General features: G+C 70.1%; 21 protein-coding genes. 10 read left to right on the forward strand and 11 right to left on the reverse strand.

The features are described from left to right. Positions 1–31: 31 nt before the first annotated feature. The 4 genes from JOD31_RS10665 to fabA form a co-directional block, all read right to left on the reverse strand. On the reverse strand, positions 32–1,291 hold the full coding sequence (locus tag JOD31_RS10665) for a beta/alpha barrel domain-containing protein (RefSeq protein WP_204950289.1): 1,260 nt from the start codon (positions 1,289–1,291) through the stop codon (positions 32–34). Positions 1,292–1,354: 63 nt separating this feature from the next. Continuing rightward, complete coding sequence (gene fabI, locus JOD31_RS10670; protein WP_204950290.1) at positions 1,355–2,194, reverse strand: enoyl-ACP reductase FabI; 840 nt, start codon at positions 2,192–2,194, stop codon at positions 1,355–1,357. Between the two features lie 218 nt (positions 2,195–2,412). Next, positions 2,413–3,624, reverse strand: coding sequence for a beta-ketoacyl-ACP synthase I (gene fabB, locus JOD31_RS10675; RefSeq protein WP_204950291.1), 1,212 nt, complete (start codon positions 3,622–3,624; stop codon positions 2,413–2,415). A gap of 115 nt (positions 3,625–3,739) precedes the next feature. Next, positions 3,740–4,261: a 3-hydroxyacyl-[acyl-carrier-protein] dehydratase FabA gene (gene fabA / locus JOD31_RS10680; RefSeq protein ID WP_020187203.1), complete on the reverse strand. Its 522-nt coding sequence runs from the start codon at positions 4,259–4,261 to the stop codon at positions 3,740–3,742. A 249-nt stretch (positions 4,262–4,510) separates the two neighbouring features. Between fabA and irrA the strand changes: the two genes are divergently transcribed. Both irrA and JOD31_RS10690 read left to right on the forward strand, forming a co-directional pair. Then, positions 4,511–5,014 (forward strand): iron response transcriptional regulator IrrA, encoded by a 504-nt coding sequence (irrA, locus tag JOD31_RS10685; RefSeq protein WP_246482419.1) that lies wholly within the window; start codon positions 4,511–4,513, stop codon positions 5,012–5,014. Between the two features lie 252 nt (positions 5,015–5,266). Beyond that, entirely contained in the window at positions 5,267–6,142 is an 876-nt protein-coding gene (locus JOD31_RS10690) for an alpha/beta hydrolase (RefSeq protein WP_271206126.1), read from the forward strand. A gap of 17 nt (positions 6,143–6,159) precedes the next feature. Here the strand turns inward: JOD31_RS10690 and JOD31_RS10695 are convergent, their stop codons facing one another. Next, positions 6,160–6,726, reverse strand: a complete 567-nt coding sequence (locus JOD31_RS10695) for an SH3 domain-containing protein (protein WP_204950292.1) — start codon at positions 6,724–6,726, stop codon at positions 6,160–6,162. A gap of 179 nt (positions 6,727–6,905) precedes the next feature. Between JOD31_RS10695 and JOD31_RS10700 the strand changes: the two genes are divergently transcribed. Both JOD31_RS10700 and JOD31_RS10705 read left to right on the forward strand, forming a co-directional pair. Further along, positions 6,906–7,901, forward strand: a complete 996-nt coding sequence (locus JOD31_RS10700) for a 2-hydroxyacid dehydrogenase (RefSeq protein WP_204950293.1) — start codon at positions 6,906–6,908, stop codon at positions 7,899–7,901. 121 nt (positions 7,902–8,022) lie between these two features. After that, positions 8,023–8,391 (forward strand): hypothetical protein, encoded by a 369-nt coding sequence (locus JOD31_RS10705; RefSeq protein WP_204950294.1) that lies wholly within the window; start codon positions 8,023–8,025, stop codon positions 8,389–8,391. A gap of 159 nt (positions 8,392–8,550) precedes the next feature. Here the strand turns inward: JOD31_RS10705 and JOD31_RS10710 are convergent, their stop codons facing one another. Then, positions 8,551–9,369: a HesA/MoeB/ThiF family protein gene (locus JOD31_RS10710; RefSeq protein WP_204950295.1), complete on the reverse strand. Its 819-nt coding sequence runs from the start codon at positions 9,367–9,369 to the stop codon at positions 8,551–8,553. 291 nt (positions 9,370–9,660) lie between these two features. Here JOD31_RS10710 and JOD31_RS10715 point away from each other — a divergent pair, with 291 nt between their 5' ends. Next, the gene (locus JOD31_RS10715) at positions 9,661–10,668 is read left to right on the forward strand and encodes a TraB/GumN family protein (protein WP_204950296.1); all 1,008 of its coding nucleotides are present in this window, start codon (positions 9,661–9,663) and stop codon (positions 10,666–10,668) included. A 132-nt stretch (positions 10,669–10,800) separates the two neighbouring features. Then, positions 10,801–11,730: an amidohydrolase family protein gene (locus JOD31_RS10720; RefSeq protein WP_204950297.1), complete on the forward strand. Its 930-nt coding sequence runs from the start codon at positions 10,801–10,803 to the stop codon at positions 11,728–11,730. Between the two features lie 18 nt (positions 11,731–11,748). Here the strand turns inward: JOD31_RS10720 and JOD31_RS10725 are convergent, their stop codons facing one another. After that, entirely contained in the window at positions 11,749–12,204 is a 456-nt protein-coding gene (locus tag JOD31_RS10725) for an NUDIX hydrolase (RefSeq protein ID WP_204950298.1), read from the reverse strand. Positions 12,205–12,284: 80 nt separating this feature from the next. Here JOD31_RS10725 and JOD31_RS10730 point away from each other — a divergent pair, with 80 nt between their 5' ends. Both JOD31_RS10730 and JOD31_RS10735 read left to right on the forward strand, forming a co-directional pair. Next, the gene (locus JOD31_RS10730; protein ID WP_204950299.1) at positions 12,285–12,929 is read left to right on the forward strand and encodes a DUF47 domain-containing protein; all 645 of its coding nucleotides are present in this window, start codon (positions 12,285–12,287) and stop codon (positions 12,927–12,929) included. A 7-nt stretch (positions 12,930–12,936) separates the two neighbouring features. Then, the gene (locus JOD31_RS10735; RefSeq protein ID WP_204950300.1) at positions 12,937–13,947 is read left to right on the forward strand and encodes an inorganic phosphate transporter; all 1,011 of its coding nucleotides are present in this window, start codon (positions 12,937–12,939) and stop codon (positions 13,945–13,947) included. A gap of 9 nt (positions 13,948–13,956) precedes the next feature. Here JOD31_RS10735 and JOD31_RS10740 read toward each other — a convergent pair whose 3' ends face one another. The 4 genes from JOD31_RS10740 to JOD31_RS10755 all read right to left on the reverse strand — a co-directional run bounded on the left by JOD31_RS10740 (position 13,957) and on the right by JOD31_RS10755 (position 16,647). Next, positions 13,957–14,202, reverse strand: coding sequence for a hypothetical protein (locus tag JOD31_RS10740; protein ID WP_204950301.1), 246 nt, complete (start codon positions 14,200–14,202; stop codon positions 13,957–13,959). A 102-nt stretch (positions 14,203–14,304) separates the two neighbouring features. Further along, on the reverse strand, positions 14,305–15,609 hold the full coding sequence (locus JOD31_RS10745; protein ID WP_204950302.1) for an SAM-dependent methyltransferase: 1,305 nt from the start codon (positions 15,607–15,609) through the stop codon (positions 14,305–14,307). Between the two features lie 101 nt (positions 15,610–15,710). Beyond that, positions 15,711–16,349, reverse strand: a complete 639-nt coding sequence (locus JOD31_RS10750) for an extensin-like domain-containing protein (protein ID WP_204950303.1) — start codon at positions 16,347–16,349, stop codon at positions 15,711–15,713. A gap of 106 nt (positions 16,350–16,455) precedes the next feature. Then, positions 16,456–16,647, reverse strand: coding sequence for a DUF1674 domain-containing protein (locus JOD31_RS10755; protein ID WP_204950304.1), 192 nt, complete (start codon positions 16,645–16,647; stop codon positions 16,456–16,458). 128 nt (positions 16,648–16,775) lie between these two features. Here JOD31_RS10755 and htpX point away from each other — a divergent pair, with 128 nt between their 5' ends. Next, positions 16,776–17,705: a zinc metalloprotease HtpX gene (gene htpX / locus JOD31_RS10760; RefSeq protein ID WP_204950305.1), complete on the forward strand. Its 930-nt coding sequence runs from the start codon at positions 16,776–16,778 to the stop codon at positions 17,703–17,705. A gap of 44 nt (positions 17,706–17,749) precedes the next feature. Then, positions 17,750–19,078 carry an RsmB/NOP family class I SAM-dependent RNA methyltransferase gene (locus tag JOD31_RS10765; RefSeq protein ID WP_204950445.1) on the forward strand — a complete coding sequence of 443 codons (1,329 nt, stop codon included), beginning with the start codon at positions 17,750–17,752 and terminating at the stop codon, positions 19,076–19,078. The last annotated feature ends 67 nt before the right edge of the window (positions 19,079–19,145 follow it).

Genomic DNA, 19,145 nt, shown 5'->3' on the forward strand with positions numbered 1-19,145 from the left:
GTCGGACGCCGGCGTCCACGCCGGCAGAGGCCTAGCTGATCTTCAGAAACTCGCGGCCGACCTTCACCAGGTCGAAGCGCCGCCAGCCGCCCCCGGCCTCCGGCAGTTCGTAGCGCACGATGTCGGCGGTGGCGTAGGTGCGCGAGAGCTTGGACGGCAGGAACGAGCCGGTGCCGACCACGTCGACCGGCGCCGAGAGATTGCCGAACACGCGGCATTTCAGCGTGTCGAAGCCCGAGGAGGCGACGATCTTCGGCTGCTTGAAGCCGGCGTCGTCGAGCGCCTTGCGGAAGAAGATCACGGCCGCCGCGGTCACCCCCGTTCCGAACAGGACCTTGTCGCGGATCTCGTCGGCGGACAGCCCGTCGAGTTCAGCCAGGTCGAAGCCCTGCAGCGCGAGCTTCGCCACTTCGCCGGGCGTGTGCCGGTGGGTCCATTTGAGCAGCGTGCGGACGCTCTCGTCCCAGTCGAGCCCTTCGAGGTGGCGGCCGCCGTGAGTGTCGAGCCGGAAGCTCAGCGTCCTTCCCGCGTCAGCTGGGCCGCCCGGCGCGTAGAACCACCGGCAGACGGCGAGCGCATCGGTCACCTCTCGCCCGTCGTAGTCGACGAGCACCGTCATGCCGGGTTCGTCCGGAAACTGCGCGGCGTAGAGCTTGGCGGCCTCCAGCGTCGCGCTCTCCACCGTGGGGTCGCGCCCGTCCTTCAGCATCAGCGCCTTGGCGTAGCCGATCAGCGAGTGCGGCATGGTGCCGAGCCCGTGGGCCGTTCCATAGAGCGGAGCTGCGAGGTCGGTGGAGGTCCCGATGAAGCCCTTCGCGCCCATCAACTGCGCGGTGCGCGACCCGACGCTCGCGCCGTAGGAGCAGGCGATATGCATGTCGTCGCCGGTGGTGTGGCGGGCCTCCATGGCGAGGAAGGCGCAGTCCGGCAGCGCGAGCGCCATGGAGAAGGCGTTGAACGCCGACACGCAGGCGAAGCCGATCCGCTGCAGCAGCAGCGTCTCGATCGGCGACAAGGCGGCCAGCGAGCCGGTGACGTAGAGCATCGGCTTGCCCGGCGCGAGCGCGGCGCCTTCCGGCGCCGGACGGTCGAGCGTCAGCGGGATCGCGGCGTTAGCGGGATAGATGTCCTCCAGGAAGGCGATCGCCCGGTCGAGCGCGACGACGGCGTCCGCGCGCAAGAACACCGCGTAGGTGACGCGCGCGTCGCCATGGGCCGCAACGATCTCGGCGGTCTTGGCGAAGTAGGCGTCTGTGCGTTGCGCAACGAAGTCGGACGGTTGGTCGCTCACGTGCATCGCTCCGAAGCGCTCTCGCTCGTTCACAGGGGTGGACGATCGCTGAGCTCACTGGGCTCAGCCGCCGCCGGCCTTCTCCGCCGCGTCTTCCGCCGCGACGATGGTCTTCAGGCTTTCTGGCCGCGGCATGGAGATGATGTTGTAGCCGGCGTCCACGAAGTGGATCTCGCCGGTGACTCCCGAGGACAGGTCCGAGAGCAGATAGAGCGCGGCGCCGCCGACGTCCTCGATGGTGATCGGGCGGCGCAGCGGCGCGTGGCGGCGCTGGTGCTCGTACATCAGCCGCGCGTCCGAGATGCCGGCGCCCGCAAGCGTCCGGACCGGGCCGGCGGAGATCGCGTTGACGCGGATCCCCTGCGGGCCGTAGTCGGCGGCCAGATACCGCACGCTCGCCTCCAGCGCGGCCTTGGCGACGCCCATGACGTTGTAGTTCGGCATGACGCGGGTCGCGCCGCCGTAGGTCAGCGTGATCATCGACCCGCCGTCGGTCATGAGTTCGGCGGCGCGCTTCGCGACCTCGGTGAAGGAGAAGGCCGAGATCACCATGGTGCGCGAGAAGTTCTCGCGGCTGGTGTCGGCGTAGCGGCCCTTCAGCTCGTTCTTGTTGGAGAAGCCGATAGCGTGGATCAGCAGGTCGAGCCCGCCCCAGCGCTCCTTGAGCTCCGCAAACACGGCGTCGACGGAGGCGATGTCCTCCACGTCGCAGGGCAAAACGAGATCGGAGCCGACGCTCTCCGCCAGCGGCCGGACGCGCTTGCCCAGCGCGTCGCCCTGGTAGGTGAAGGCGATCTCCGCGCCGGCCTGCGCCAGCGCCTTGGCGCAGCCCCAGGCGATGGAGTGGTCGTTCGCGACGCCCATGACGAGGGCGCGCTTGCCTGAAAGAAGTCCGGCGACCATTCAATTTCTCCGAAGGCTTGCGCCGGGCTGGGTCCGCCTCGCGGCCAGTTCCACCCCTCCGCGTCATCCTCCAGCTTGACCGGAGGATACATGTTTCCGCGAGCGCCCGCTCGGCCATGTGGCGCGCGACGCCCGAGATGGGTCCTCCGGTCAAGCCGGAGGACGACGAGCGTTTTACGTTCGGCGTCGAGCGGTTTGATGCGCCGCCGCGAAGGAGGTCACACCCGCTCGAACACCAGCGTGGCGTTGGTGCCGCCGAAGCCGAAGGAGTTCGACATCACGGCGTTCAGCGTCTTGTCGGTGCGCTCGCGCAGGATCGGCATGTCGGCGAAGGCCGGATCGAGCTCCTCGATGTGCGCGCTCTCGGCCATGAAGCCGCCCTGCATCATCAGCAGCGAGTAGATCGCCTCCTGGACGCCGGCCGCGCCGAGCGAATGGCCGGTGAGCGACTTGGTGCCGGAGATCGGCGGGCACTTGTCGCCGAACACCGCGCGCAGGGCCTCGATCTCCTTGGCGTCGCCGACGGGGGTCGAGGTGGCGTGCGGGTTGACGTAGTCGATCGGGTTGCGGGCGGTCTTCATCGCCTGGCGCATGCAGCGCATCGCGCCTTCGCCCGAGGGGGCGACCATGTCGTAGCCGTCGGAGGTCGCGCCGTAGCCGGTGAGTTCGGCATAGATCTTGGCGCCGCGCGCCTTGGCCCGCTCGTACTCCTCCAGCACCAGCACCCCGGCGCCGCCGGCGATGACGAAGCCGTCGCGGTTCTTGTCGTAGGCGCGCGAGGCGGTCGCGGGCGTGTCGTTGAACTTGCTCGACATGGCGCCCATGGCGTCGAACATGTCCGACAGCGTCCAGTCCAGCTCCTCGCAGCCGCCGGCGAACATCACGTCCTGCTTGCCGTACTGGATCATCTCGGCGGCGTTGCCGATGCAGTGGCTGGACGTCGCGCAGGCGGAGGAGATCGAGTAGTTCACGCCCTTGATCTTGAACCAGGTGGCGAGCGTGGCGGACGCCGTCGAGGACATCGCCTTCGGCACGGCGAACGGCCCGATGCGCTTCGGGCCGCCCTTCTCGCGGGTTATGTCGGCGGCCTCCACCACGACCTTGGTCGAGGGGCCGCCGGAGCCCATGATGATGCCGGTCATCTCGTTGGAGATGTCGCTCTCCTCGAGCCCGGAATCCCGGATCGCCTGGTCCATGGCGACGTGGTTCCAGCCGGAGCCGCCGCCGTGGAAGCGCATGGCGCGACGGTCGACCACCTCGGCCGGATCGAGCGTCGGCGCGCCCTGAACCTGGCACTTGAAGCCATGGGCCGCAAACTGCTCCGCGCGGGTGATGCCGGATTTCGCCTCGCGCAGGGAGGCGACGACCTCCTGCGTGGAGTTTCCGATCGACGACACGATTCCCATGCCGGTGACGACGACGCGCCTCATGGGGAGCCTCCAGTTCCGTGACGGCCCGGGGTCCGCAGCCTCTTGCGCGGGACGCGGGCCGGATCAGGTTGACGCGCCGCGTCGCGGCGCCGGGGGGTAAGGCGACCTCCGCGGCTCAGGCCGCAGCGGCCTCGGCCTTGAACAGGCCGACCTTCAGGTCCTTCGCCTCATAGATGGTCTGCCCGTCGGCCTGAAGCCAGCCGTCGGCGATGCCGAGCACGAGGCGGCCGCGCACGACGCGCTTGAAGTCGACGCCGTAGACCACCTTCTTGACGCTCGGGAGCACCTGGCCGGTGAACTTGATCTCGCCCGTGCCCAGCGCACGGCCGCGGCCCGAGGACCCGGTCCAGCCGAGGAAGAAGCCGGTCATCTGCCAGAGCGCGTCGAGGCCGAGGCAGCCCGGCATCACCGGATCGCCCTTGAAGTGGCAGTCGAAGAACCAGAGGTCCGGCGTCACGTCGAGCTCGGCGCGGACGAAGCCCTTGCCGTGCGGGCCGCCGGTCTCGGAAATCTCGGAGATGCGGTCGAACATCAGCATGGGCGGCAAGGGAAGCTGGGCGTTGCCCGCCCCGAACAGCTCCCCGCGGCCGCAGGCCAGAAGGTCTTCGTACTCGTAGCTGGCCTTGCGTTCGGTCATGTGACTGCGTCTGCGTCCTTATGGATCATTGCGTTCAATACGTCCGCCAGAAGTCCGGCGCGCGAAGCGCGGCTTTGCTAGCACACATGTCGGACCGGCGAAAAGCGTTCCGAGCGAAGGAGGTTGCTCGCTGCGTTGCGACACGGTACGATTACGCATGCTTTCGCTGCGCATTGCTGCGCGCGTGTCCTTGTCCGGCGCGGCCGTCCTTCGGCTCAGCCTTCAACATGAGCGTACCCGAGACCGACGATGGCCGAACTGATCACGACCACCGCCGCCCCCGTCGCTTCCTCCGCTGCGGCCGATCGCTCGGTCGACTGCGGCCTGCGGCCTTCCCTCTGCGTCGCGCGCGACGTCGGCGGTCTGCTGCGCGACTCCGGCCTCCGTCCCACCCGCCAGCGCATCGCGCTCGGCCGTCTGCTCTACGCCAAGGGCGACCGGCACGTAACGGCCGAAATCCTGCACGAGGAGGCGATGCGCGCCCGCGTGCCGGTGTCGCTCGCCACCGTCTACAACACGCTCCACCAGTTCACTGAAGTTGGCCTGCTGCGCGAGCTCGCGGTCGACGGCTCCAAGACCTGGTTCGACACCAACGTGACCGAGCACCACCATTTCCTGGTCGAAGACGACAACCGCCTGATGGACATCCCGGGCGCGCACGTCTCCGTCGACCGCCTGCCGGAAATTCCGGACGGCATGGAGATCGCCCGCGTCGACGTCGTAGTCCGCCTGCGCCGCAAGCGCGTGAGCTGACTCTCGGCCGGGACCGGCGATATGATGATGCGGAAGGCCGTCTCCCTGCGAGGCGGCCTTTTGATTTTTGCGCTCCTTGTCGCGGGCCTGATCCCGGCTCCGGGCGTCGCGGCTGAGTCGGTTGACGCTCCTCCCCCGCACCATCGGGCGGTGCGCGCGATCGGCGACAAGGCGCTGCCTGTCGGTGCCGGGACGCGCCTCGGAGCCCTTCGTCTCTACGCATCCCAAAGTCTCGACGCGCCCGATCCTGCGGTGCGACGCGCGATCGTCCTGGTGCACGGCCGGTTGCGCAATGCGGACGTCTACTTTCGCTCGGCCGAGACCGCCCGCGCGGCCGCGGGCGAGCAGGCGGCCGGCGCGCTGCTGGTCGCGCCCCAGTTCCTGGCCGACCCGGACGCCGACCTCGCCGGCGGCCTGCCGCCCGACGCCTTGCGCTGGACTCCCGAGGGCTGGATGGGCGGCGAGGCGGCCACGGCGCCCGCGCCGATCAGCTCGTTCGAGGCGCTCGACGCGCTCGTCGCCCGGCTCGCCGACCGACGGCTGTTCCCGAATCTCGCGGAGATCGTGGTTGCGGGGCACTCCGGCGGCGGGCAGGTCGTGCAGCGCTACGCCGCGACCTCGCAGGAGGCCGACGCGCTGGCGAAAGACCGCGCGCCCGGCGGAGCCGTGGTGCGCTTCGTGGTCGCCAACCCCTCGTCCTATCTCTACTTTTCGCCTGAACGCCCCATGGCCGGCGGCGGGTTCGCGGCGCTGGACCTTGCGACCTGCCCACGAGCGGACCGCTGGAAATACGGCCTCGCCGACCGGCCGCCCTACGCCGCTGGCCGGTCCGGGGCGGAGATCGAGGCGGCCTATCTCAGCCGGGACCTCACGATGCTTCTCGGCGCCGAGGATCGGAACCCGAACCACCCGGCGCTGGACAAGAGCTGCGCCGCGGAGGCGCAGGGACCGAACCGGATGGAGCGGGGGCTGGCCTACGCCCGTTATCTCGCGGCGCGCCACGGCGCGGCCTTTCGGCATGTGGTGCGGGTGGTCCCCGGCGTCGGCCACGACGGCGATGGAATGTTCACCTCGCCCTGCGGCGTCGAGGCCCTGTTCGCAAGCGAGCCCTGTCCAGCCGCGCCCTGACCTGGCGCCCGACAGCCTCAGTCGAAGCGTTCGCCAGGATAGACGCCCCAGAGCCGGTCCTGCGGGATGAAGCCGTCGAAGCCGTCGCCCTCGACCTTGCACCACGAGCCGTCGCAGCGGCGCACCTCGACCAGCACCTTCGGCTCCAGCCGCGCCGAAAGGCGCGCATCTGCGGTCGCCGAGGCGCGGATCGGAAGCGCGCTGTCCTTCGACCAGGGCGCAACCAGCGCCGTGCGTCGGCCGGACAGCAGGCTGTGCCACACCCAACCTTCGGACCCCTCGGAATCCCGGATGCGCCGCCAGTTGTCGTACTCGGCGACGATCTCGACCGGCTCGCCGGCGCGGCGGTAGACGAACGCCACGGGGTGGTCCTTGGTCGGGCCCTGACGCACGTAGACCTTCGCGCTCTTCAGGCTGACGTAGCGCGGCACGGGAAGGCCCGACACCGGGCCGATCATCACCCCGGCCTCCGTCTCCTTTGCGGCCTGCGCGCGCGCCGCGCCGCTCAAGCCGGCGAGAACGCCGAGAGCCGTCGCCGCCGCCAGCGCCGCCCGCCCGAAGGGCTTCAGTCGATTCCCAGCCATGCGCGTCGCACGCTCCGTCTTTCGTCGCCGTCTTGCGTTCCGCCCTCCGTCTGCTAGAGACGCGAGGGGTCGCCGCGGGTCGCGTTCGCCGCATCCGCGCGGCCTCGAACAAGCATCCACCGTCCGCGTTGACGATGGATTAACCGTACGCCCGAGCTCCTCCAGAAAGGTCGCCGGCCATGAAGAAGCGTCCGCTCGTCGTCGTGACCCGTCGGCTGCCCGACGTGGTCGAGACGCGCATGCGCGAGCTGTTCGACGCGCGGCTGAATCACGACGACAGGCCGATGACGCCGGACGAACTGGCGACCGCCGTGCGGGAGGCCGACGTGCTGGTCCCGACCGTGACGGACCGCATCGACGCCGCGCTGCTCGCCCAGTCCGGGCCGAACTTCAAGCTGATCGCGAATTTCGGCAACGGCGTCGACAACATCGACGTCCAGAGCGCGCTCGACCGCGGGATCACCGTCACCAACACGCCCGGCGTGCTGACGGAAGACACCGCCGACATGACCATGGGCCTGATCCTGACGGTGCCGCGGCGCATCGCCGAGGGGGCCCGCGTCGTGCCGGACGACCACGAGTGGTCCGGCTGGTCGCCGACCTGGATGCTCGGCCGCCGCATCTGGGGCAAGCGCCTCGGCATCGTCGGGATGGGCCGCATCGGCCAGGCGGTGGCGCGCCGCGCCAAGGCCTTCGGCCTGTCGATCCACTACCACAACCGTCGCCGGGTGGCGGCGCACGTCGAGGACCAGCTCGAGGCGACCTACTGGGAGAGCCTCGACCAGATGCTGGCCCGCATGGACATCGTCTCGGTCAACTGCCCGCACACGCCGGCGACCTACCACCTGCTCTCGGCGCGCCGGCTGAAGCTGCTGAAGAAAGAGGCCTACGTCGTCAACACCGCGCGCGGCGAGGTGATCGACGAGAACGCGCTGGCCCGCATGCTGGAGGCCGGCGACCTCGCTGGCGCTGCGCTCGACGTGTTCGAGAACGAGCCCGCGGTGAACCCCAAGCTCGTCAAGCTCGCGCGCCAGAACAAGGTGGTGCTGCTGCCTCATCTCGGCTCGGCCACCCTCGAGGGCCGCATCGACATGGGCGAGAAGGTCATCGTCAACATAAAGACCTACATGGACGGCCACCGCCCGCCGGACCGGGTGCTGCCCTCGATGCTGTGAGCGGCTGACGCCCTCGACGGCCGACGCGAAAATCGAACGCGCCGCAACCGGCTTGACTCGTCAAAAGCGCTGTGCTGCATTTGTTCCGTGAACAAGTCACGAACATAGGGCGGAGGGCGGCATGCGCATCATCGGCATTCTGGCGGGAGTGACCGCATTGGCCGGGAGCCTTGCGTCCGAACCTGCGGGCGCTGTGGAGCTCGTCGGGCCGCAGGACCTGAAGGCCAACTGGCTCGACGGGCGCACCGTCTCGACCACCGGGCCGCGCGGCGGGGCCTCCACCTTCGCCTTTGCGGCGGACGGCAAGGTCACCCGCGCCGGGGGCCGCGCGGGCTCCGCGACCGAGGGGACGTGGCGGGTCGACGACGAGGGCTTCTGCATGAAGCTCGGCCAGGCCCGGCGGGAAAGCTGCTATCTCGCGATCAAGGCTGACGACGGCTCGCTGAAAGTGGTCCGCCGTCAGGGCGCGGCCTTCGTCTGGCGCCGCTGAGGGCCGGGAACAGGCTCCGCCAGCGTTTGCCCGGATCTCACCCGCGGGCGTCTGGGTTGGCTTGACCGGACCATCCACGTGAGGCGTCGAGCGGGACGCCGAGATGGGGGTCTCGGGGCGAGCCGGAAGGCTACGGAAAAGGTGGCCTAAGGCCCCGCGTCAGCCGCTGAATTTTTTGGCGTGGATCGACAGGTCGGTGATCGTCGGATTGTCGCCTGTGACCGGGTTGTCCGGATCCCAGCCGTAGGCGACGGTCTCGAACCGCATGGCGCGGGCGTCGACCACCAGTAGGCGACCGACGAGCCCCTGCCCGAAGCCGACGATCTCGCGCAGCACTTCGATCGCCATCATCGAGCCCATCAACCCGGCGAGGGCGCCCAGCACGCCGGCCTCAGCGCAAGTCGCGACCGAACCTGGCGGCGGCGGCTCGGGGAACAGGCAGCGCCAGGTCGGGTTGCGCTCGCCCTCCCCGTTTGTCTCGTGGGCGCGGATGGTGGTGATCGCGCCGTCGAAGGTCCCGAGCGAGGCGGTGACCAGCGGCCGTCCCGCCAGCGCGCAGGCGTCGGCCACGAGATAGCGGGTCGCGAAGCTGTCCGATCCGTCGGCGACGATGTCGTAGGCGCCGACCAGCTCCATCGCGTTGTCGGCGGTCAGCCGCGTCGGGTGCGGCTCCACCGTCACGTGCGGGTTCACCCGGGCGAGGGCGTCCACGGCGGACTCGGTTTTCAGGCGGCCGACGTCGGGCGTGCCGTGCAGCACCTGCCGCTGCAGGTTCGAGAGCGAGACGTGGTCGTCGTCGACGATCCCGATCGCGCCGACGCCGGCCGCGGCGAGATAGAGCGCGAGCGGGCTGCCCAGCCCGCCGGCCCCCACGACCAGCACGCGGGCTTTGGCGAGCTTCTGCTGGCCCGGCCCGCCCACGTCGTGCAGCACGATGTGACGGGCGTAGCGTTCGACTTCCGAAGGACTGAGCGGCATGGCCGCACCATACGCCGCAGGCCTCGGCGGGCAAGGGCGACGACGCTCCCGGCGGACGATAGAACGTCTCCGGTGGGAGCCGGGAAAGAGCGGGGCGAAGGGCGTCGTCCGTGGGACGCCGAAGCGAGGCGCCTGCGTGGCGCCCGGAAGTCCTCTCGAGTCCGCGGTCGCATGGCCGCCTCCCCGCCATCGGCCGTTAACGACGCGTCGAACTTTCCTCCGGCGTTAACCCGCCGAAAGCCCTCCCGCGCGAGGATCGGAGGCCCTCGCACGCCGGACCGCGCCCGCACCATGCTCTCCCGTCGCCTCGCCGCGGCCTTCGCCGCAGCCCTCGTCGCCTCGCCCGTGGTCGCGCAGGAGGCGGCGCCGTCCTGCGCGGGGCGAGACCTCATCTCCAAGGCGAAGGCGGAGGACCCCAAGGCCTACGCTGCCTTCGAGACGGAGGCGCGCGCCGTGCCGAACGCCGAAGGTCTGCTGTGGCGGATCACGCCGAAGGCCGCGAACGTCGCGCCGTCCTACCTGTTCGGCACCATGCACACGACCGACGCCGATCTCGTCGCCCTCAGCGAACCCGTGCGCGCCGCGCTGAAGGACGCCCGAACCGTCGCGGTCGAGATCGCGGACGCCAACGGCGCGGCGGCGCAGGCCGAGGTGGTGGCCTACGTCACCCGCAACGCCATCGATCTCTCCGGCAAAGGGCTCGAGGGCCTCGACGAGGCGCAGCGGAAGGAGGTTGGACGCCGGATCGCAGAGAACGGCCTGCCCGCGTCGGTCGCGAGTTCCCTGAAGCCCTGGTTCCTCGGGATCACGCTCCAGGTCTCCGCCTGCGAGACCAGGCGCATGGCGGAGGGGCTGCCCACCATCGACTTCGCGGTCGAGCGGATCGGGCGGGAGAACGGCGCGAAGATCGTCGGTCTCGAAAGCGTCACCGAGCAGCTCGACGCCGTCTCGAAGGTTCCGGATGAGACCGCCCGCCGAATGATCCGCGACACGGTCGCGACCCCGGAGGCGGGCGGCGACCTCCAGACCACCACGCTCGCGCTCTATCGCGCCCGAAAGGTCGGCTGGTATCTCGCCATGAAAGGCGGCCTGTTCGGCGCCGGCTTCGACGTCGAGGCCTACGCGGATTTCATGTCCGAGCTGGTGGACCGCCGCAACACCCTGATGTCCGAGCGCTCAAAGGCGCTCATCGACGAAGGCGGGGCCTTCGTTGCGGTCGGAGCGCTGCATCTGCCGGGTCAGAAAGGGTTGGTCGAGCTTTACCGCCGGGCGGGATACGTCGTCGAAAAGGCGTGGTGACCGCCCTAGGTCTTCGGAAAGGCATACGTCAGAGACGCCGAGACGGGAGGACGACATGACGACGGCGACAGGCGCGGCCGGCCCGCGCGCGCTCCGACGGCTTGGCGGGGCTCGATGAGGAGCGATCGCCCGATGCACCCGCCGCGGGGGGAGCCTCCGGTCTGTCCTGGACCGGCGCCCGCGCCCCATGGGGCGACCCGGTTCGATCCGCCGCCCGGGTCGGTGGATTCCCACGCCCATGTCATCGGCCTGCCGCCGGCCTATCCCTTCGTCGCGGCGCGCAGCTACACGCCGCCCGAGGCGACCCCCGCCGCCTATCTCAGGATGCTGGACGCCACCGGCATGACCTATGGCGTGCTGGTGCAGGTCAGCGCGCATGGCACCGACAACCGCCTGATGCTTCGCACGCTCGCCGCGAATCGGGACCGGCTGCGCGGCGTCGCGGTGATCTCGCCCAAAGCGTCGGAGCGCGACCTGGCGGCGCTCGCCGAGGCGGGCGTCGTGGGGTTGCGCCTCAACGTGCTGTTCGGCGGCGGCGTCGGCTTCGACAAGCTCGAGACCTACGGCGCGATCGCCCGCGAGATGGGATGGCACCTGCAGTTCCTGCTGGACGCCGCTGACTTGCCAATCCTTGCGCCCCGCCTGAAGGCGCTGCCCGTGCCCTTCGTGGTGGACCATATGGGCCACATGCCGACGAGCCGCGGCCGGGACGACGCCGGCTTCCGCACGCTTGTCGGGCTGGTGGCCGACGGCGCCTGGGTGAAGCTCTCGGGAGCCTATCGCATCAGCGTCGACGGGCCGCCCTACCGCGACGTCGCGCCCTTCGCGCGGGCGCTGTTCGAGGCCGCCCCGGAGCGTTGCCTCTGGGGCTCGGACTGGCCGCACGTGGCGCACTGGGCGCCGTCGCTGGATGTGGGGCACCTCCTCGACGTCTTCACGGACTGGGCGCCCACGCCCTTCGACCGCGTGCGCATCCTCGTGGAGAATCCCGCGCGACTCTATGGCTTTCCACCGGCGACCGCCGCCCCCACGCCAGGTGTCGCCGTTCGCGTCGATCGGTGAGTCGCGCGGCCGGTCCCGTCAGCCGTTCTCCAGGCGGGCTGGAAGCGTCTCGAGAATCTCCTTGAGGCCGTCTTCGTTGACCGCTTCGGCGGCCTCAGCGGGCGAGAACCAGCGCCGGACGCGCTCCTCGCGCTCCGGCCAGTCCTCGAGCTCCTCCGTCACCTTCAGCGCGAACACGCCCACGCGACAGGGGCGGTCTCGGCCGAACTCCATGACCTTGACGTACTCGAACGCGCCGATTTCAGCTCCGCCCTCGCCTCGCACGCCCGCCTCTTCGAATCCTTCGCGAAGCGCGGCCTTCAGCGGCGAGCCCTTCTTCATGGGCCAGCCCTTGGGGATGATCCAGCGGCCCGTGTCGCGCGAGGTGACGAGCAGCACCTCCAACCCGCCTTCGGGGAGGCTTCGGTAGGGCGCGACGCCGAACTGCTGGCGCGGCTTGGTCTTCTTTTTTGCAGCTTTCGGCATGCCGCTCATTTAAGACGCGCTCTTCGCAGGGGAACACCGGCGACGCCGCTTCGTTGAGCGATTGCCGCGAAAGCTGGGGGGAACACGCGATGCTGGGCTGGTTCCGGGCGCTGATGCCGAAAGAGGAGCGCTTCTTCGATCTGTTCGAGAAGCACTCGCAAACGCTCGTCAGCGGCGCGCGCGCGCTCGAAGGGCTGCTCGAAGGCGGAGACGACGTGGCCGCCCGCGCGCGGGAAATCGCGGATTACGAGGATCAGGCCGACGAAGTGACGCGCGACGTGCTGCTCGCGGTGCGACGCAGCTTCATCACGCCCTTCGATCGCGGCGACATCACCGACCTGATCCAGTCGATGGACGACGCGATCGACCAGATGCACCGGGTGGCGAAGACGGTGCTGCTCTACGAGCTGACCACGTTCGATCCGATGATGCGCGAGATGGCGGCCTGCGTCGCCGAAGCGGCGCGGCTGACGGCCGAGGCGATTCCGCTGCTGAAGACGCCGAACGCCAACGCCGTCAGGCTGGGCGAGCTGACGGAACAGATCGTGGCGGTCGAGGGCCGCTCCGACGAGCTTCACGACCGGGGCCTGAAAGCGTTGTTCAAGGGCGAGGGCCAAGCGAATCCCATGGCTTACATCATCGGAAGCGAAATCTACGGGCAGTTGGAAGACGTCGTCGATCGATTCGAGGACGTCGCCAACGAAATAAACGGCATCGTCGTCGAGAACGTGTGACAGCGCGATGGCGGATGCGGCGCTTGCGTTTCCTCTTTTAGTCGGATTGATCGCGGTTGCGCTGCTGTTCGACTTCCTGAACGGCCTGCACGACGCCGCGAACTCCATCGCGACCATCGTCTCGACCCGGGTGCTGAGGCCGAGCTTCGCCGTGCTGTGGGCGGCGTTCTTCAACTTCATCGCGTTCCTGTTCTTCGGCCTGCACGTGGCGCAGACCATCGGCGTGGGGATCGTCGACGCGCAGATCATCGATCCCACGGTGATCTTCGCGGCGCTGATCGGCGCGATCGTCTGGAACGTCGCCACCTGGATCCTCGGGATCCCCTCCAGCAGTTCGCACGCGTTGATCGGCGGACTGGTGGGCGGCGCGACCGCCAAGGGCGGCTTCGGGGTCGTGGTGCTCGGCGGGCTGGGAAAGACCGTCGCCGCGATCGTGCTGTCGCCGCTGGTCGGCTTCCTGCTCGCGCTTGTCCTCGTGCTCTTGGTGTCCTGGGCCTTCGTGCGGTTCACGCCGTTCGCGGTCGACCGCACCTTCCGCATCGCGCAGTTCGCCTCCGCTTCGCTCTACTCGCTCGGCCACGGCGGCAATGACGCGCAGAAGACCATGGGCATCATCGCGGTGCTGCTCTACTCGCAGGGCATGCTCGGCGGCGCGTTCCATGTGCCGCTCTGGGTCGTGCTCTCGTGCCAGGCCGCGATGGCGCTGGGCACGCTCTGCGGCGGCTGGCGCATCGTCCATACCATGGGCTCCAAGATCACCCGCCTGAACCCCATGCAGGGCTTCTGTGCGGAGACCGGCGGAGCCATCACGCTGTTCATGGCGACATGGCTCGGCGTGCCGGTCTCGACCACGCACACCATCACGGGCGCGATCGTGGGCGTCGGCGCCGCGCGGCGCACGACCGCCGTTCGCTGGAACGTCGCGAGCGACATCGTGGTCGCATGGGTGCTCACGCTGCCAGCGGCCGCTGTGATCGGCTTCGCGACCTACAAGATCATGGCGTGGCTTTTCGGCTGACGCCGTTCCTCAGCCGAAAACGCTCGGGGGCGTAGGGGTGATCGCTTCGAGTTCCGCAAGGCGGATCAGCCGGTCCACGGCGACCTGGCCGCCGTCGTTCGACATCACCACGATCTCGCTGAGACCGGCGGCTTCCTTCTCGCGGGCGAGGGCGAGCGCCTCCGTGGCGCTGCGTGCGAAGGCGATCGTCGAACGACCGTCTTGAGTGACCAGTACGTTGTAGGGCATGGCGTCCTCCCGGACATTTTCCGCCATGCTAAGCATCTTTACCTAGGCCATGCTGCGTCAATTGACGTAGTCGCGAAGGATTGAAGCGGGGTCCGCGCGCGCCCTGAGGCGCCGCTCCACGCATCCATTTCAGTCCCGGTAGATGTCGCGGCGCGTGGGCGGCAGATCGACCGCGCCGCTCTTCTGCCGGGCCGAGGACAGCGTCTGGCAGACGCCGATCGAGCCGCGCGCGAAGGCGAGCGAGACGCCGGCCAGATAGGCGATCCACATGCGGGTGCGGACCTCGCCGACCTCCGCGATGGCCGCGGCGCGGTTTCCCTGCAGCCGGCGGCACCACAGCGCCGTGGTGCGGGCGTAGTGCCGGCGCAGCGCCTCTACGTCCTGCGGCTCAAACCCGGCCCGCTCCAGGCCCGAGAGGGTCGAGCCGATGTGGTCGAGCTCCGCCCCGGGGAAGATGTGGCGCAGGATGGCCTTGGCCTCGGGCCGCAGCTTGCGGTCGTCGCCAGGCTTCGCGCGCCGGGTGATGGCGTGGTGGAGATAGAGCCCGCCCGGCCGCAGCAGCTTGCGAATTCCGCGGTAGTAGGCGTCGGCGTTCTTCAGGCCGACGTGCTCGAACATGCCGACCGAGGCGATTTTGTCGAAGGCCCCCGCGACCATCGTCCAGTCCGCGAGCGCGACGGTGACCCGGCCTTGCAGGCCACGCGCGCGGATCTCCTCCTGGGCGCCCGCCAGCTGCTCCTTGGAGAGCGTCACGCCATGGGCCGTGACGCCGTAGACTTCCGCCGCGTGGCAGATCAGGGCGCCCCAGCCGCAGCCCACGTCCAGGAAGGTCTCGCCGGGCTGCAGCCGCAGCTTGCGGCACACCAGATCGATCTTCGCCCGCTGGGCGGCGTCGAGGTCCTGCTCCCAGTCCTCGAAATAGGCGCAGGAGTAGATCAGCTTCTCGTCCAGAAACAGCCGGTAGAAGGCGTTCGAGACGTCGTAGTGGTGCGCGATGTTCTTCTGGTTGCTTTCGGGGTCGCCGGACTTGCCCGGCGCCGCGCCGGGCTGGCCCTCCCACGGCAGCTTCGTCTGGCCGGCGGGCACCTTGAGGAAGGCCGCCGCGCCGCGTGCGAGCTTCAGCGGACCCACGGCGCGCAGCAGATCGCGGCCGCGCACCGAGGGGCGGCGCTCGGCGAGATCGAAAAGGTCGCCGTTCTCGAGATCGATGCGGCCGAGCGCGTGCAGGCGCACCAGCGTGTCGAGCTTTGGCGACTTCGACAGCGCCGCGAGGGTGCCTTCGTCGCCGAACTTCACCACCAGCTGGTCAGGGCCGGCGTTCGCGGGGACGGTCGAGCCGTCCCACAGCCTGAGCGCCAGATGGGGGCCGAGCAGCGGCGCCACCGACGCGGCGATGTCGCGCGCGAGCGCCAAGCGTCGTTCAGCGGCGGTCATCGACCCGGCTCCTTCGCGATCCGCCATGCGTCCCCATCGCAAGGCGCGTCCCGCACGCCGTGTGCGACGGACGACGCCCCGGGTCAAGCGCGAGGGGGACTTCAGCGGCAGATGTCGAACGGGCCAAGATCGAAGTGGAAGTGGTCGCGGTGTGCGGCGTTGTAGTCGGGCGACAGCACGCCGGCGAACAGGCCGCACGCGCCGTCGCGCACGTCGCGCAAGAAGGCGCCGCGCGCCCCGCCGTCGCTCCAGTCGCCGAGCACGCTGATCGTGCGGCCGTCCGCGAGACGGAAGGCGGCGACGTCGAGCGCGTTCGCGGTGGCGTGCTGCGAACGACGGCCCGTCGCCCGGCCGTAGACATTGCGGCAGGAGTAGCTGCCGAAATGACGGATCTCGGCGAGCTTCGAGCCCAGATGCTTGAGCGCCGCCGGCTCCACCACGCGCCGCTCCCAGGCCGCCACCGCCGCCGCCATGGCGCAGCGCATCGCCGGCGGGGCGTCGAGCGCGATCGAGGCCGCTGTCGGGACCACGCCGTCGACGTAGCCGCAGCCCCCGACGAGCGGCCGCGGGGAGGCGGCGCGGACCTCGACCCCGGAGCGCGCCAGCACCCGGCGGCACTGATCGGGGGAGGCGGCGAGCGCGCGGATGCGCCACTGGGTGAACACGCCCGGCGGGTCGCGCAGGTCGAGCGGCCAATAGCGATCGAGATCGGACGCCAGGATCGTCGCCGTCACGCCCATGACGACGGCCGCGCCCAGGAGCCCGCGGGCGACGAGGCGGCCGAGGATCGGGCGGCTTCGCCCGCGAGGCGGCGGTGGAGGCGCTTCGCTCGGGGCGGGCGTGCGTTCAGAAATCGCTCGCGAGTCCTTTGCTTTCCCAGTCGCCGTAGCGCACGGGCTCCGGGCCCTTGCGGCCGTTGAGCTCCTTGGCCTTCGCGAGTTCGGCCGCATGGCGCTCGTAGTCGGCGCGGCGGGCCTCGGCCTCGGCCAGCGCGCGGGCGGCGGCCTCGCTCAACGCCTTGTGCGGCTCCTTGGCCATGGCCTGCTCCCTCCGCTGATCCGATCGTGACCCCGCGACGCATTGGCGCGAAACGGGGACTCTCCCCACATATAAGTCGCTAGCGCGCCCGCGCGAGCGTTCGCGACCGAGACGGAGACCCGACCCGCATGAACTACTTCCGCACGGCCCTTCTGCTGGCAGGCATGACCGCGCTGTTCATGGGAGTGGGCTTCCTGATCGGCGGCAAGGGCGGCCTGATGATCGCCTTCGTCGTGGCGCTCGCCATGAACGCCTGGAGCTACTGGAACTCCGACAAGGCCGTCCTGCGCATGCACAACGCGCAGGAGGTGGACGCCCGCTCCGCGCCCGAGTTCTACGGCATGGTGCAGGAGCTCGCCGCCCGCGCCCAGCTGCCGATGCCGCGCGTCTTCATCATCGACGAACCGCAGCCGAACGCCTTCGCCACCGGCCGCAACCCCGAGAACGCGGCGGTGGCCGCAACCACGGGTCTGCTCCATTCCCTCAGCCGCGAGGAAGTGGCGGGGGTGATGGCGCACGAATTGGCGCATGTGAAGAACCACGACACCCTGATCATGACGATCACCGCGACCATTGCCGGCGCGATTTCGATGCTGGCGAACTTCGGATTTCTGTTCTCCGGCAACCGCGAGAACAACGGTTCGCCCTTCGGCGTGATAGGGTCGATCGCGATGATGATTCTTGCCCCCATCGCCGCGATGATCGTTCAGATGGCGATCAGCCGCACCCGCGAGTACCAGGCCGACAAGCTCGGCGCCGAGATCTGCGGCCGTCCGGACTGGCTGGCCTCCGCCCTCGGCAAGATCGCGGGCGGCGCCGCCCGGATCGAGAACGACGCCGCCGAGCGCAACCCCGCGACCGCGCACATGTTCATCATCAACCCGCTCTCGGGCCACCGGATGGACAACCTGTTCTCGACCCACCCGGCGACCGAGAACCGCATCGCCGCCCTGATGGAGCTCGCCCGCGGCATGGGCGCCCGTCCGGCGGCCGCTCCGTCCGGCCCGGCTTCGGGCCCCTGGGGCGGATCGCAGCGCCGAAGCGGCCCCTGGGGTTGACCCGTCCCCCCGCATTCCGGACCCCGACGCCGGGCCGCCGCTCGATGGGCGGCACCCAGCGGCCTGCGCCCGAGCCGGTGGGCTTCGGGCCGCGCCGCGTCGCCGTGCGGCTGGTGGAGGGCGTGCTCTCCCGCTCGCGGCCGCTCGACGGCGCGCTCGAGGCGGAGCACGACCCGACCGGCTTCCGGGCGCTGGACGAGCGCGACCGCGCGCTCGCCCGCGCCATCGCCGGTTCGACCCTGCGACGGTTCGGCACTCTGCGTTCCCTGATCGCCGCGAAGCTCGAGAAGGGGCTGCCGAAGAAGGCCGGCCCTCTGGAGGCGATCCTCGCCACCGGCGCGGCTCAGGCGCTGTTCATGGACACGCCGGCGCACACCGCCGTCGACCTCGCCGTGGCCTGCGCCCGCGCCGATCCGGACGCCCGCCACTTCTCGGGCCTCGTCAACGCGGTGCTTCGAGGGATCGTCGCCGAGGGCGCGCCGGAGCCGACGCCGGGAGCCGACCTGCCTGCGTGGCTCTACTCCCGCTGGACGCGCGCCTATGGCGCGGAGACCGCCGCGGCGATCGCGCTTCGGCTGAGCGTCGAGCCGGCGCTCGACCTCACCGTGAAATCGGATCCCGCCGGCTGGGCGGAAACGCTCGGCGGGGTCGCGCTACCCACCGGTGGCGTGCGGCTGGCGCAAGGCGGCCGCGTGGCGCAGCTCGCCGGGTTCGACGACGGCGAGTGGTGGGTGCAGGACGCTGCGGCGGCGCTGCCCGCCCGGCTGTTCGGCGACCTGCAGGGCAAGCGCGCCATCGACCTCTGCGCCGCTCCCGGCGGCAAGACGGCCCAGCTCGCCGCCGCCGGCGCCGAGGTGGTCGCGGTCGACAAGTCCGCCGAGCGGCTGCGCCGCCTGAGCGACAATCTTTCGCGGCTGAAGCTGTCGGCCGAAGCCCAGGTCGGCGACGCCGCCGGCGTGTCGCTGGAGCCGGCCGACGCCGTGTTGCTGGACGCGCCCTGCAGCGCCACCGGGACCATCCGCCGGCATCCTGATGTCGCCTGGATGAAGCGGGAAAGCGACATCGCGACGCTTGCAAAGCTGCAGGCGCGGCTGCTCGACGCCGCGCTTCGGCTGGTGAAGCCGGGCGGCCTGTTGGTCTACTGCACCTGCTCGCTGGAGCCGGAAGAGGGCGAACATCAGATCGCCGCCTTCCTCGCCCGCGCCGCCGGCCGCGTCGCTGTCGAACCGGTGACCGAGGCCGAGCTGCCGGGCTACGGCGAGGCCGTGGGTTCGGACGGCTTCCTGCGCACGCTGCCGAGCCATCTCGCGGCGGACGACCCTCGGCTTGCCGGGCTCGACGGTTTTTTCGCCGCGCGGCTGCGCGTGGGCTGACTGGTCCGCGAATCGCGACAAGCGCCTGCAGGTATGCGACGATTCCTGAAATGAGGGGGAAACGGCG

The organism is Methylopila capsulata, from assembly GCF_016907975.1.
Lineage (GTDB): Bacteria > Pseudomonadota > Alphaproteobacteria > Rhizobiales > Methylopilaceae > Methylopila > Methylopila capsulata.

Coding starts and splice junctions, on each gene's coding strand:
- fabB (WP_204950291.1), bottom strand. CDS start 3,624: ATGAGGCGCGTCGTCGTCACCGGCATGGGAATCGTGTCGTCGATCGGA.
- JOD31_RS10695 (WP_204950292.1), bottom strand. CDS start 6,726: ATGGCTGGGAATCGACTGAAGCCCTTCGGGCGGGCGGCGCTGGCGGCG.
- JOD31_RS10720 (WP_204950297.1), top strand. CDS start 10,801: ATGCACCCGCCGCGGGGGGAGCCTCCGGTCTGTCCTGGACCGGCGCCC.
- JOD31_RS10725 (WP_204950298.1), bottom strand. CDS start 12,204: ATGAGCGGCATGCCGAAAGCTGCAAAAAAGAAGACCAAGCCGCGCCAG.
- irrA (WP_246482419.1), top strand. CDS start 4,511: ATGGCCGAACTGATCACGACCACCGCCGCCCCCGTCGCTTCCTCCGCT.
- JOD31_RS10700 (WP_204950293.1), top strand. CDS start 6,906: ATGAAGAAGCGTCCGCTCGTCGTCGTGACCCGTCGGCTGCCCGACGTG.
- JOD31_RS10715 (WP_204950296.1), top strand. CDS start 9,661: ATGCTCTCCCGTCGCCTCGCCGCGGCCTTCGCCGCAGCCCTCGTCGCC.
- JOD31_RS10710 (WP_204950295.1), bottom strand. CDS start 9,369: ATGCCGCTCAGTCCTTCGGAAGTCGAACGCTACGCCCGTCACATCGTG.
- htpX (WP_204950305.1), top strand. CDS start 16,776: ATGAACTACTTCCGCACGGCCCTTCTGCTGGCAGGCATGACCGCGCTG.
- JOD31_RS10745 (WP_204950302.1), bottom strand. CDS start 15,609: ATGACCGCCGCTGAACGACGCTTGGCGCTCGCGCGCGACATCGCCGCG.
- JOD31_RS10735 (WP_204950300.1), top strand. CDS start 12,937: ATGGCGGATGCGGCGCTTGCGTTTCCTCTTTTAGTCGGATTGATCGCG.
- JOD31_RS10740 (WP_204950301.1), bottom strand. CDS start 14,202: ATGGCGGAAAATGTCCGGGAGGACGCCATGCCCTACAACGTACTGGTC.
- JOD31_RS10755 (WP_204950304.1), bottom strand. CDS start 16,647: ATGGCCAAGGAGCCGCACAAGGCGTTGAGCGAGGCCGCCGCCCGCGCG.
- fabA (WP_020187203.1), bottom strand. CDS start 4,261: ATGACCGAACGCAAGGCCAGCTACGAGTACGAAGACCTTCTGGCCTGC.
- fabI (WP_204950290.1), bottom strand. CDS start 2,194: ATGGTCGCCGGACTTCTTTCAGGCAAGCGCGCCCTCGTCATGGGCGTC.
- JOD31_RS10705 (WP_204950294.1), top strand. CDS start 8,023: ATGCGCATCATCGGCATTCTGGCGGGAGTGACCGCATTGGCCGGGAGC.
- JOD31_RS10750 (WP_204950303.1), bottom strand. CDS start 16,349: ATGGGCGTGACGGCGACGATCCTGGCGTCCGATCTCGATCGCTATTGG.
- JOD31_RS10765 (WP_204950445.1), top strand. CDS start 17,750: ATGGGCGGCACCCAGCGGCCTGCGCCCGAGCCGGTGGGCTTCGGGCCG.
- JOD31_RS10730 (WP_204950299.1), top strand. CDS start 12,285: ATGCTGGGCTGGTTCCGGGCGCTGATGCCGAAAGAGGAGCGCTTCTTC.